The organism is Microcoleus sp. FACHB-68 (assembly GCF_014695715.1).
Classification (GTDB): domain Bacteria; phylum Cyanobacteriota; class Cyanobacteriia; order Cyanobacteriales; family Oscillatoriaceae; genus FACHB-68.
The window spans coordinates 240438-253662 of sequence record NZ_JACJOT010000013.1; the positions used below are offsets into that span (position 1 = coordinate 240438).

At 46.6% G+C, this 13225-nt stretch carries 7 protein-coding genes; 1 reads left to right on the forward strand and 6 read right to left on the reverse strand.

Going from position 1 to position 13225, the window contains the following annotated elements:
* Positions 1-116: 116 nt before the first annotated feature.
* The 6 genes from H6F73_RS18795 to H6F73_RS18820 form a co-directional block, all read right to left on the reverse strand.
* Positions 117-998, reverse strand: a complete 882-nt coding sequence (locus tag H6F73_RS18795) for a DUF1361 domain-containing protein (RefSeq protein ID WP_190760298.1) — start codon at positions 996-998, stop codon at positions 117-119.
* Positions 999-1534: 536 nt separating this feature from the next.
* Positions 1535-1690, reverse strand: a complete 156-nt coding sequence (locus H6F73_RS18800; RefSeq protein WP_190760299.1) for a hypothetical protein — start codon at positions 1688-1690, stop codon at positions 1535-1537.
* Between the two features lie 507 nt (positions 1691-2197).
* The gene (mrdA, locus tag H6F73_RS18805) at positions 2198-3967 is read right to left on the reverse strand and encodes a penicillin-binding protein 2 (RefSeq protein WP_190760300.1); all 1770 of its coding nucleotides are present in this window, start codon (positions 3965-3967) and stop codon (positions 2198-2200) included.
* Positions 3968-4428: 461 nt separating this feature from the next.
* Positions 4429-5754, reverse strand: a complete 1326-nt coding sequence (locus H6F73_RS18810; protein ID WP_190760301.1) for a serine/threonine-protein kinase — start codon at positions 5752-5754, stop codon at positions 4429-4431.
* 368 nt (positions 5755-6122) lie between these two features.
* A complete protein-coding gene (locus H6F73_RS18815) occupies positions 6123-11183 on the reverse strand; it encodes a calcium-binding protein (RefSeq protein ID WP_190760302.1) in 5061 nt (1686 codons plus the stop codon).
* 1182 nt (positions 11184-12365) lie between these two features.
* Positions 12366-12536 carry a hypothetical protein gene (locus tag H6F73_RS18820; RefSeq protein ID WP_190760303.1) on the reverse strand — a complete coding sequence of 57 codons (171 nt, stop codon included), beginning with the start codon at positions 12534-12536 and terminating at the stop codon, positions 12366-12368.
* A gap of 224 nt (positions 12537-12760) precedes the next feature.
* On the opposite strand from H6F73_RS18820, the gene H6F73_RS18825 reads away from it, so the two are divergent.
* Positions 12761-13150, forward strand: a complete 390-nt coding sequence (locus H6F73_RS18825) for a hypothetical protein (RefSeq protein ID WP_190760304.1) — start codon at positions 12761-12763, stop codon at positions 13148-13150.
* Positions 13151-13225 lie beyond the last annotated feature (75 nt).

Here is a 13225-nt window from a genome sequence, read left to right on the forward strand (position 1 = left end):
CTTCAGGCTTCAAGAAAGGTGTTGTGGTTCATCTCCACCTACTTCTCAAGGCATTTAAAATGAAGAAAATAAAAAACTTTGGTTGAAAAAATCACCGAGTTAGGCCGTGGTTAAACTTAAAATCGAGCCGGAGAAGAATCAGGATCGGCGGCTGGAGGGAAAGCATTGTTCGGATTACTCAGGCGCTGCATAATTCCCAAACTCACTTGTTTGACTAGCCAGTAAAAAACCGCAATAACCACAAATGTAACAACTGTTACGAGCAGCGGGCGGGTGCGGGTTAAATCTGTCATCACACTCATCACTAGCTGATCTGGTTGAGAGATGACGTGCCAGCTGTTGAAGCGTTGAAAGCGACCGAGATAGATCCCAATAGCGCTCAAAGCGTGCAAGATTAATTCAGCCCATAAAATAAATTTGCCCCAACCCTGCCGGCGTAAATAGAAACCTAAGTAAATCAAAGACAGCACATAGGCTTCAAACCCAATTCCCATAAATATTAAATACTGAGGAATTAAAGCCAAAGTTAGCACCCAAACCGAATAGTTATAGCGGATTTCTTCGTAAAAGTGAATGACATCTGTCAACACATAAGGAGCATTCGGCAAGAAAAAGATGAAAGCTAGAAATCCCACCCACCACAGTAGAGAACGAGCGCCGCGCCAGCCTAGCAGCCAAAAATCTAATCCCATTAAAATGAGCGTTCCGATGAGTGCCCCAACTAAATAAATTGGATCTATACCTAAATAAATCGACCGGATATCCCGTAAAAGATTAACCGCAGATGTTAAAGAGTAGCGCCGTATACCTAGGAAAAAAGTAATGCCGGTGAGGATGAGAGTTCCCCAGCGCAACACGCGAGATCGAGGCCGGTGGAACAGCCAAAAACTCAAAGCTAGTGGCACTAAAGCTAAAAATAGATTCCAACCCATCCAGCGGTTATTCGCAAGCAGTGCTTGCCACGCCACAGATATCCAGTTGGTTAGTTGAGCTGTCATAGTTGTCATTTCCCCTGGTGAAACATTTCAGCTTAACGTTGTGCGGCGCTTCGCCGGCTGCTGCGATGAGATAGCACGTCTCGGCTGTAATTGGACTGTTGAATCTGGAAGGTGGTTCCTCGCTCTGGTTGTGGGCCACACTTGATCCGTCCTCTATACTTGTTTACCGCATTTAGAGAGCTGCTGACAGATATTAGCCGATGGGTTTCCTTATTTAGTGGAGAAAAAGGGAGGGAAAATCCTGGCTGGTAAGGCTTTAGTCAGATCGATGCCGGTGTTAGTGATTTTTATCATTTGATCAAAGAATAGCCCAATAGCAAAACCGGCGAGCGATCTCACGCTCACCGGCAAAGCTTCAAGAAGCTTAAAGATGAAGAATAATTGCAGCCGATGCCGGCTTTAACGGCGGTTGGGTTAAAGGTGGCTTGACGCTGCATCTGTTATGGGGTTCAGAGGCTCATCGCTCATCGCATCTGCTGGATGAATCAGCTCGCAATCTTGCAACTGAGCGCTGACCTCTGAGCGCTAAAACCTTACTAGCTCAGGTAATTAGATTCCGCTTCCAACTGTCGGACTAAATTTTCGTCGCCTTTGGCTCTGGCCACTTCCAGTCGGTGTTGCAAGTGTTTTTGAAGGCTGGCGCGATGGGTTGCGGCTGTTTCTTTCAAGATTTCCTGACGTGATTTGTTCATGGTGAACAGTCCTAAAAACACAAGTGACTTAATGGGTTTGTATTTTTAGAATAACATTTTTAGGTTAAAACTGTATCAAATTTTACTGAAAATTCATTATGGCTTTCTCAAGAGCGGTAAATGCCGGGGTTGCATAAGCTTTTCTAAATATTTTTGTTGGTTTTGCTTGGATTTTTAATTGTTCCTGGGATAAGTTTCAAGTTAGCCAGAGAAAAAACAATGGCCTGAACACCGGCTCTATCAGGGGCTAGACATTTAACTTATCTGTTAAGGTTGAGGACGTTTGGTGGCACAAACCAAGACCGGCAGAAGAATTGGCTGTTTTTACCTGGTTGGGCGGGTCTGCGAGTTAGATGGGGGTTAATTTATAAGTTCAGTCTTTAAATATGCGTATAAACTTGCATAAGTCAATCCACAGAGCGGTTGATTTGTAGCATCTAAAATAGAAAATTTACAAAGAGAGCAGTGGGGGAAAGTTTTCAAAGCCCCCCATAAGCTCAAAATGCCCTAACGCTTTTGCTTGAAATAGGTTTTGAATATTTCGTGAGCAATTGGGGCAGCAGAAACAGCACCATAGCCGCCATTTTCCACAACGACAGCAATTGCAATCTGGGGATCATTAGCCGGCCCAAAGGCAACATAATTGGAATTATCTTCTTGTCCTGGGACTTCAGCCGTGCCGGTTTTGCCACCCGTCAGGGGGATAGAACCATCATTGAGCTGCTGGCCAGTTCCTTTCTGAACCACTGCAACCAATCCTTTGCGAATCGCCTCCACCGTTCCAGGTTTCATGCCGGTGGGTTCGGGTTTAGTGGCGGGTGTGTTGGTTTGAGCGCTCAAGAAATGCGGTTTAACACGTTTGCCACCGTTGGCGATTGCCCCAACCATCACGGCCATCTCTAAAGGTGTGGTTAAGACCAACCCCTGACCGATGGCCATTGTCACCGTATCACCGACATACCAAGGTTCACCATAAAGCTTTTCCTTCTCAGCCGGCGTTGGTAGTGTCCCGTGATTGCCTTCACCTAACCCCAATAAATTTAAATCCGTTGTGCCGGCAATTCCTACGCGGCGGCCCCATTTAGCAATCTCCTCCGGGCCGGCGGCCATTCCCATTTGATAGTAAAATGTATTGCTGCTATAGGCCAAAGCATCCGTAAAGCCAATCACTCCATAACCGCCGCCATGTTCGTGAAAACTAATGCCACCGATATTAATGGAGGAAGAACTCAGTAGCGTCGAGTCAGGTGCGAACTTCCCAGACTCCATGCCGGCGATTGACGTAACAATTTTAAACGTGCTACCGGGTGGGTAGCCTTGAAGTGCCCGGTTTAGGAAGGGCTTTTCCTCACCTTGCAGGCGCTTCCAATCCGCAGAGGTGATTTTGCGAGTGAAAAGATTCGGGTCAAACGTCGGCCCACTCGCCATTGCCAAAACAGCGCCGGTTTTGACATCGAGAACGACAACCGCGCCTCGCCGCTTCCCAAGAGTTTTTTCGGCAGTTTTCTGTAGTTCAAGGTCAAGTGTTAGCCGTACCGACTCACCAGGTTTAGCAGGTTTCTCACCCAATTCCCGCAGTTCAGAACCGGCAGCATCCACTTCCACCAAACGATTTCCCCAGACGCCTGCCAGTTTCGTATTAATCTTACGTTCTAGCCCCATTTGCCCAACAATCATGCCCATTGGATACTCTGGATGGGCTTTCAGGTCTTCCGCAGTGGCTTCCCCAATGTAGCCCATCACATGAGCGCCTAAATCGCCATTGGGGTAGTAACGGTTAGATTCCGCCCGAACTTCGATGCCGCGAAATTCACCAAAACGTTCTGCTAACTTCACAAAAGTGTTGATCGTGATATCTCGGCTAATCCGCACCGGCATAGGAGACTTATAACCCACCTGCTCTAATTTTTTGACGATATCGCCGGCAGGGATATTTAGCAAAGAACCCAACTCAGCCGCCGTCACACGCCATTTTTGCGGCGATTGTTCGCGGGGCCACACATAAACCGACCGGGACATCCGATTAGCCGCTAACAGTTTGCCATTGCGATCCAGAAGATTGCCGCGATCGGAAGCAATCGGAACTAAGTGGATGCGATTCTGCTCAGCTCGTTGCCGGTTGTATTCCCCTTGAATAAATTGCAGCTGAACCAAGCGCCCAACACACACACTTAAAAAAGCTGTAACCAGCAACATAAATACCACTGATCGGCTGGTTCGGGGCAGGGTGACATTGGCAATGCGTGTTCGAGTAGAAAAAGAAAGTGCCCGTGCCATGTTTGCAGAAGCTCCTCTGGTATTGGGATAGAGCGTTGTTACCCAGTTGTTTTTCCCGCACGCGATCGGGAACATCCTGTGGCCAAACAAGTTCTTTTCCCAATTGGGTGTAACGACATCACAATCTAGATACGCCTATCCAGTCGGAGCAATCCGGAAGATTTTCGCTGGGAACCTCTCAATTATTTAAATCTCACGAAAACACGCCAGCATCACAACTGTGTGTTTCCAGACAATTTCACTCCACACTTGGCTGCAATTGCCGGCTCTCACTTTCCCCACCCTAAAAACACCACAGCAATTTGTAAATTTAAAAACTTAAAATGATTATTTTGATTTTTTTGGCCGTATTTTTTTAATTTTCTAACTTCTTCTAATTCAAATTATTTCTTTATGAGAAATTAAGTTATATTTAGGAATTTATTAAAATTATAAAAATAAAAAATATTTTTTTTATTTTCTTATAAACCACAGTCTTCAATTCTTTTCGCCAAAGAAGACCACAAACGCCCTCGCCGGCCCCAACTGGGAAGATGTCCTTCGGGAGCCGTTAAATTGAAAATAAGTTCAGAATAAGAAATCCAAGAATTTCCTCTACGCCAACCAACTATTTCCCCAAATGCTTCATAATTTTTTTCAACACTTTTCCAAATTTTATTCTGTACGCTAAAACTGAAGCTTTCGTTGCTATAATCCAACCACAATTTATCAATGGTGCGTAAATCCCGGCAGGGAAACTTTTGAATATCTTCTATACTAAACCGGCCTTCTTTTTCTCTACCATAAACCCGAAGCATAATAGCCGCCGTTTCCCGATCAGCTTCTTGCCAATTTCCCGCCGCTAAGAAATCGCGCAGCCGGCTGTAATCCATCCCCACGGCTGAAGTCCATTGGGGAGAAAACATAGCCGGTTCAGTAACACTTGAAATTTGTGCCGGTGAAGAAACCTTAGAATTCAGCTCAATCCCTAATAAATTAAACCAAGCCGGTATCGTTTGCGGGCGATTTTCAGGTTCTAATGCCATCCCCTCAAGAATCGCCGCATTCACCCGATCACTAATTTCCGGATTCAGTTGCTTTGGGGGCACCAGGGGGTCGTTTTGATGCCGGTTAATTTGGCGATCTCTAGTTGGAGAAGCTTCAGGAATTTCTGCCGTTAAAAGCGCGTATAACGTCGCAGCCAAACCATAGACATCTGTATAAGCACCCCGAAGTGAGCGCCGATCATATTGTTCAATCGGAGCAAAACCTTTCGAGATATATTCTGTATGAATTTGTGTCAAATTAGGTGTAAATTCACGAGCCAAGCCAAAATCAATCAACACAGCTTCGTCTCGATCTGCTCGCAATAAAATATTAAGCGGCTTGATATCTCGGTGTAAAAAACCCTGCCGGTGAACCGCGCATAAAGCATCCCCAATTTGCTGAATGTAGTGCAATGCTTCCGGTTCTGGTAAAGCTCCCTCGTTGTCTACTAAAGTTGCTAAATCTATCCCATCAATATACTCAATTACCATGCACCATAATAATTCCTCCTGAATTAACTCATGAATTCCCACAATATGAGGGTGAGCGCACTTAGCCAAGCGCAAGGCTTCATTTAAAAAATCCTGCTGACATTTAGCAAAATTACGCCGATTTTGAATTTTTTCATTCAATGTTTTAATAACAACAAAACTATCAGAACTATCGCTAGCGAGATAAGTAACCCCAAAGCCTCCTTCTCCTAGCTTTTCTTCAATAATATACTTACCGTCTTGCAAGACATGACCCGGTTCCCAAACCATTATTTTTCCATCCTCTAGCGAAGTTTTTCAACAAATCTCGCCGTCTTACTTTGCCTTAAAACCAAGTTGCACTCTAGATTGTAACTTTCAAATGCCTCATGTTACATTCATGCCTCATGCTCAAAATTATGTTTCTGAGGGCCACTGGGTATCCCAGGAAAAAGGGTGCCAAATGACTAAATACTGGCTCATCCCAATCGTAATTGAAAGCAGAAAAAATTAGCCACCCCGCAGACAATTTTTAGTCAAATCGGGGTGGCAAAAAGTGTTGAATTTAACGGTTAGGGAGAGAGCTGTGACCTATCATCAACACCCCCTCAAGAGGCTGCGCCGGCAAGGGCAGCAGCCTCTTGAGAGAATCCGAGGAATTATGCCTGGTAAGGGTTGATACCCATTTCTTGACCTTGGCCAATCATGAATTCATAGGTCATTGAGGTCGTGATCTCCGTAACAGAGGTGACGTTGAATTCCTTGACCAACGAGCCGGAGTTGGCTGTTTTATACGCCTCGAAGTCTTGCAGCAGCGAAGAGGTTTTGTAGCCTTTCTCCAATCCAATAGTTAGAGAATATTCCAAGGTTTCTTGGTAGCTGACTTCTTCAATGGAGGTAGCGCTGTACTGAGTGAGCAAGTCTTGGCTGTAAGTCTGACGGTACTCCTCCAAGTTAACCGCTTTGGATGGGCTGTTGCCGTCTTCCAAGCCGGTTGTCTTCATATAGTTGGTGAGTTCGTCATCTTCAATTGCGCCACTGGCGTCAGCGTCAATCTCGGTTTTTCCGGCCTCTAAGTCGGCTGCGTAGGTGGCACGATACCACTCTTTATCCATCGTCGCCGACGTTTCCAACCCTTGCTGTTGAGCTTCAGTGGTCAAGAACTCTTGAGTTTCCGCGTCGTCGAGTGTGGCGTTTTCAGCGTTGTAGTTGGAGGCGATATCCTCAGCCTTGTTCTGGCGCAAGTAATCAGCCTTGATAAACGCGCTAACGGTTGAGCCATCGGTTGACGGAAGTGCCAGTCCTTCATCGCTTAAGCCGAATTCTGTGATTTGGTCGATCTCCCATTTGTCGAGCTTCTTGAGCTGACCGTAGGGGACTTCCAACTCGTCAGCCAGTTGCTGGAGGAATTTCTTGGAGTAACCGGCCACATCGAATTCTGACACGTCTGCGGCTTTTAAGCCTTGTTCGTAAGCGAGTTTGAGGACTTTCCAATCAGCATCACCCGTGATGGCTTTTGCCGTCTCCAAGTATTCTTTGTCGATATACTTGGACAGTGCGCCGCCCAACTTCCAGTCAAGGACAAGCTTGTCGCTGAACTGGGTAGCGTCTTGAACGACATCAACGGTAACATCGAAGTGCTTGGCGATCTCGGCTGCGTGTTCCGTGCGGATGTAGCTGATATCGGTGACGAAAGTGGAGACATCGATGCCTTCTTGCGCCATCGCTTCGGCCATGTATTCGAGAACCTGCTGTTGAGACAGCGTGCTCACATCTGCGCCGGCTAACACATCCACATAGAATGCTGATAGCTGTGCGCTGAATTCAGCAGCAAATCCCTCAGTGTCAATACCCGACAGCTTAACTTCTTCGCCTTCCGCTAACACACCTTTAGTGGTTAACGAGATCTTGAAATCAGCGTTGAAGGACAAATCAATCAGTTGCTTCTCAGTGAGCGACTCAATAGTGAAGGTGGCAGGATCAGCGTTGGGAATGAAGGCAGCGACTTCTGCAACCGTTAAGGTGCCGGCAGCGATCCATTTTTCCAGCTGGTAGCTGACGAACTCAGTATCGATAGAGGATTGTTCGGTGCTAACCCAGTTGAGAATTTCTAGGTCTGTCACTGCAAGGGTATCGGTAGCAACTTGTTCAGCGGTTACGCCTTCGAGAGTGCTGGCGATCGCAGCAGCGAAGGTTTCGCGAATGTAGCCGGTATCAACCGACCCTTCCAAGCTCAAACCGAGTTCCGTAGCGCCGTTGAGCATGAACTCGCGAATTTGCTTAACATCGAGTTCAGCAACATCTTTGACCCCGTACTCCACCTTCAGCGCATCGGCATTTGCCTGTACCGCGATAAAGGCTTCGTAATCGAAGGCTGACAGGCTGCTGACTGTGAAACCGACTTCCTGGGACTTCTCGCTGTACACATACTCAAGCAATTTAGCTTCGCTCAAGGTCGCGACTACTTCACCGGCTGCGGTGGTGAGGCTCTCTTGCTGGGCCATGTAGCGCACGTAGCTGCTGTCAACATACTCGCCCAACCCGCCATACTTGTACTCGAAGACCAGATTTGCACTCAGACTCGCAACCTCAGTCACATCAATCTTGAAGAAGTTAGCAATTGCAGCTTGCTCGGTGGTCTTGATCTCGGTGACGATTTCTTGATCCAAGAAGGTGTCGAGCTTCAGCCCTTTCTTCAAGCCCTGGCCCTTCATGAAGGCGACGATTTGACCTTGACTGACTTCTTCGATGGTGGTAACACCGTAAGCTTCTAACAGCGCAGTCCTGTTGGCTTCGACAGCAGCGTATCCTTTGACGTTGAAGGCAGACAACTTCTTAACACCTGGTGCCCATCCTTCGCCGTGTGCGTGCAGTTTGATTTCAAAGTCATTGAGGTCTTTGACCAGTTTGCCGTCGGCAGTTTGTTCCGCACCATATTTCATGCGATAGAACTTGGTGTCGATGTATTCGCCACCGTCACCCAAGAAGAAGCGGGCGATCTTGTTCGCATCGAGGGTTGCAATGGCTGCGTCGTCGGTCAAGCCGAAGGCGTTTTTAATTTGAACTTTGAACTTGGCGGTGTAGAAGTCGGTATCGACGTAGTCCTTGATGTCGAGCTTGAGTTTAAAGGCTTCTTTGCCAATAAATTCTTTGATTTTCGTCTCGCCAATCTTTTCGAGTTCTGCGTCATCAACGGTCTCGCTGCCAAAGAAGTGCAATTTCAATTTGACTTTGATATCTGCATCTTGGAGCATGCCCTTGAAGTCGATCTCGCTCAAGCCAAATGTTTTGTCTGAGGCCAGTTGCAGCATACAAGCCTCGATGTCTTTCACATCAATGGTTTGCGCTGTGATGGCCGCTTTGATCTTGACAACGAGTTCCTCAGGGCTGAGGGCTTCGATCTGGGTGTCGTCTAGAGCCAGTTCTGTTGCAAAGAACTTGGCGATTGTGAGGGTGTATTTAGACAGACCATACTCAATATTGATGACGGGAGCAGCCTCGTTCACCGCATATTGAATAAGTAGGTCGTTTGTGAAGGTGGCGCTGTCTTGAACCTCTGCTGTTGTGATGCCAAACTCTTCGGTGGCGTACTCGGACAACTCCTTGAGGTTTATCACCTTGGCTGCTTTGACATCAAAGAAGGCCGACAGTTCCAATCCCATTGTTGCGCCTTCGCCAACGGTGCAGTATTCAAACAAAGCTTTGTAGTCTACTGAACCATCGATTTTGGTGAATTGGGTTTCGAGTTCGGGGTTCTTGGCTAAGACGAACTCAAAGCTAAATAGCGTGGTTGGACTTTCGCCGACTTCGATCAGCGCGTTGGTGGCTTGCTCTTGGGTGAAGGCTTCGATCTGGGCGCTGGTGTAACCGGCTTCTACGAGTTTGGCAATAACTTCAGCACTTTCAAGCTTGATGGTAATGGTGGCGCTTTCTACGAAAGGCGCTGGGTCTAAACTTTCCGCATCTACGAAAGCTTGGACTTCTGCAATTTGTGCTGCAGTCAGGGTGCCCGAGAAGTCAATGGCGGGGAACTGAGCTTGCAGTAGCGTGAGATGGGTCTTGATAACGAAGTCGATGTTGAACACCGGGCTTCCTCCGGGGCCGGGTTCGCCGCCGGGTTCGCCGCCGGGTTCGCCGCCGGGTTCGCCGCCGGGTTCGCCGCCTGGAGTGCCGCCTGGAGTGCCGGTTGGCGGGACGAAAACGGGAGCACCGCCGCCTGAGCCGCCGCCAACAACTGAATCGGTGCCTTCGCCGCCGTTGATGGTGTCGGAGCCTTCGCCGCCGTTCATGGTGTCGTTGGGTTCACCGCCGTTCACGCTGTCATTGCCTTGGCCGCCGTTCACGCTGTCATTGCCGGTGCCACCATCAACCATGTCGTTGCCTTCGCCGCCGGCCATGTCGTTGCCTTCGCCGCCGGCCATGTCGTTGCCTTCGCCGCCGGCCAAGTCGTTGCCTTCGCCGCCGGCGAGACCTTCAGCGGGGGGTTCGCTGATAAAGTAGCCGATGTCAACTTTATCGGAGGGGCTGATGCCTGCCTGCAAACCAGCGCCGGCCATGAATTCGACAACTTGCGCGTAGCTGATTTCTTCGAGTGATGCCACACCAAAGAATTTGATCAGGACTTCAGCGTTGGTGGCTTTGTAGCCGTTAACATCGATGAGTGAGGAGAAGGAACGCTCTTCGTTAATGCCGTACTGGAAGAAGTGCATCACTGCTTCCTTGTAGCTCATCCCGGCTAGGTCTGAGTGAGCTGTCAGGTAGAATTTGACATCAAAGACTGCCGAGAAGGAACGCCCTTCTTCAACGCCGTATTGAATCAGGTGTTGCAGTGCTTGCTTAGCACTCATCCCGTACAAATCTTTGTTTTCTTGCCGGTAGTAATTGAGGTCGCAGAAAGCAGAGAACTGGCGGTTCTCATCGAATCCATATTCGACTAGGTGTTGCAGTGCTTCTTTGGTGCTCTTACCGCTTAGGTCTTTGTTGGTTTGCTTGTAGAAATCAAGGCTGACGAATGCGGAGAACTCACGATTTTCTTCAAGTCCGTGTTCGACCAGGTGTTGCAGAGCTTCTTTGTTGCTCTTGCCGGTTAAATCTGCGTTAACTTCCTTGTAGTAGTTAATGTCTACCACTGCCGAGAATGTGCGATTTTCTTCCATCATCCCGTGATTGAGGAAGTGAACCGTTAAGTCTGCATCGCTCATGCCCTCTAAGTCTTCGTTGCAATCACGATAGACGTCTACATCAAAAATGCCGAATATTGTAGAAAATTTGCCTGGGCCATTAATGTAATCGAGGATTTGGCTGTCAGTGAGGTCTTCCACGCTGTCTACCCCGAATTCCAAAGTTAATTGGGCGGAGTATTCAATGCGAAGGTAGTTGATTTTGATGATATCGATGGAACTGACATTGTCTGTATTGCCATCAGTGGGCTGAGTTATTCCGCCGCCGCTCATGCCGCCGCTCATGCCGCCGCTACCACCGCCACCGGACAGTTTGCCGGTGTCGCCTTTCATATTGCCGCTGCCACCAGACATTTGGACTACGCTGCCGCCACTATTGCTGCTGTTGCCGCTGTTGCCGCCGCCATTTTTGTTCTTGCGATTAACACCACGAATGTTGGGGCTGCTATTGTTGCTGCGGAACTTTCTGTTGGGAGATGTCGATTCTTCGCTGGTGATTTCTGACTGATTGTTTTCGAGTTCGAGTGAATCCGTAGCCATATAAAACCTCTGGTGATAGTAGAGAAACAGTTATCTTGGAGTCCAAGATGTTGCGAGTGCTTGAGTCACGTTATCTAAGTTGCATTTACCCAATTCGGTAGCTTCTGCAACGATACTTTTACATTCCCTTTAGGTGCTTACACAGTTGAAGCACACTTTTTATCCTTTAAAAAAGCTGCTCAAGATGCTAACTTCACTAAATTACATTTCCCAAGTTTTGATGCACCAAAAGCAACTGCTCTCACGATCACTAAATAAGAGTGTTGTGATCATTTATGCCGCTTAACAATTATTTTGCTTATCGGACACAAGCAGTTTTTTATTTCTTTCCCTGTTATTTATATTATCCTACTTTTTCTATCTGGCAAGATGTTTTTTATGGTTTTTGGATAAATTTTTAAAAGTTCAGTAATATCACTAATTAAAGATTTGATTAAATTTATAAATTAATTTAAGAGCTATTTCTTTTATTGAAATGTCATCAGGGAATTTACGGAAAAGGCTTAAATATAAATATAAAATAAGCAAGTCATTCCAAAATTAAAAACTTCAAAAAACAGTACCCAAACGCAAGATTATGCGTCTGCCAAAATTGGGAACTTCAGACATTAGAGACAATCTTGTCAAGTCTGAGTTGGACTGATAATTTGAAGTTTATTTTGATTAATACGCGAGAATCTGTAAAAGATTTCTAGCAGCATAAAAATTTTGACTGGTTTGACAACTTAATAGTTCCCAGATGGCGGCGGATTCTAACGTTGAGCTGCTCTATTTGCGAACGCACTGCCGGCTTCAGCTATTAATTGTTCGTGTGATTTAAGCCGGCAGTCTAAACGGAAGCTAACAGACTTAAGAAAAAAATAATTACTAGATAAGGTCTATTTTTTGAATCATCCTAAAGATAGATTTTGTTTTTTAAACAAAAATACTTGACTTATCAGTCGCTTTGAGATTCACATCCCTACATAAATCTCTAGGTGGTAAATGTCGGGTTTTTCAAAGAGCTTTCTTGCAATTCATTAATGTCTTACGCTTCCACTCTGGACAAAAGCGGACATTCATTTCGTCACTACAGTCGCTAGCAAAATTTTCACACTACACTCTCACATCTCAAGGTCTTCATCAAAGTCTGAAAAATCTTTTTGGCGTGCGCCTCTTGTTCTGTTATATTCCACTCAAAACTCAGGACAATTGGGCTAAATCGCTGTTTATACTTTTAACGCCGGCACAGCGAACGTCCCCGACGAAATGTAATTGGGTGTAGTATGAATCAAACGAATCGGGTTCGGTCAGCTTGAGAATCGTTGAGAATTGCTGCGTGTGTTGTTGAGATGGCCATTCGTTTGATTTCATCGGGGGTGACTGCTCCGATCTTTAATAAAGCTGCAAGATGGCTTTGAGATGCCGGCAGTGTCTGAGTGCGATTAGCTGAGGGTTTAGCTTTTCGCTTGAAAAAAGCGGGTTTTCAGACATCCTGAACATTTAGGACATAAAGACTTACCGCTTTGTTCCGGAAAATCCTTTTAAGTGTCGGATATCCTCTAGAATTTGGGTTGTGTGCGCGGGGAAATCATAATATGGCATTTGAACAGTACGAATTCACCGGCAGCCAGAACGAGCTGATTCGGGATCTGGCTAAGAAAATGCGCTTTGTGAGCTACTTCCTGATCGGGGTGGGAGTCTTGTCTGCCATTGCCGGCTTACTGACGGTGTTACGAGGGGGAGGCGGCAGTATCATCAACGGCATTGTTTACATCGTCATTGGCATCTGGACAACCAGTGCAGCCTCTTCTTTTCAAAAAATTGTGGATACTCAGGGAAATGATATCGAGAACTTAATGCTTTCCCTGGGAGAGTTGAGGAAACTTTATACTTTCCAATACTGGCTTTTAATTATTGCCCTTGTTTTTCTGGCACTTGTATTTGTGCTGGCTTTGCTAGGAGGGTTAACTGGAGCCGGCACCTAAGCTAACCAGCATTAAACTTGCAGCTTTGTTACAAAGTGCGATTGGGATAAAAGCTTAAAATTCAGCAAATAGAGA

Bases quoted from the DNA above. Each gene is read 5' to 3' on its own strand.
- H6F73_RS18795 (WP_190760298.1), bottom strand. From the start codon at position 998: ATGACAGCTCAACTAACCAACTGGATATCTGTGGCGTGGCAAGCACTG.
- H6F73_RS18800 (WP_190760299.1), bottom strand. From the start codon at position 1,690: ATGAACAAATCACGTCAGGAAATCTTGAAAGAAACAGCCGCAACCCAT.
- mrdA (WP_190760300.1), bottom strand. From the start codon at position 3,967: ATGGCACGGGCACTTTCTTTTTCTACTCGAACACGCATTGCCAATGTC.
- H6F73_RS18810 (WP_190760301.1), bottom strand. From the start codon at position 5,754: ATGGTTTGGGAACCGGGTCATGTCTTGCAAGACGGTAAGTATATTATT.
- H6F73_RS18815 (WP_190760302.1), bottom strand. From the start codon at position 11,183: ATGGCTACGGATTCACTCGAACTCGAAAACAATCAGTCAGAAATCACC.
- H6F73_RS18820 (WP_190760303.1), bottom strand. From the start codon at position 12,536: ATGAAATCAAACGAATGGCCATCTCAACAACACACGCAGCAATTCTCA.
- H6F73_RS18825 (WP_190760304.1), top strand. From the start codon at position 12,761: ATGGCATTTGAACAGTACGAATTCACCGGCAGCCAGAACGAGCTGATT.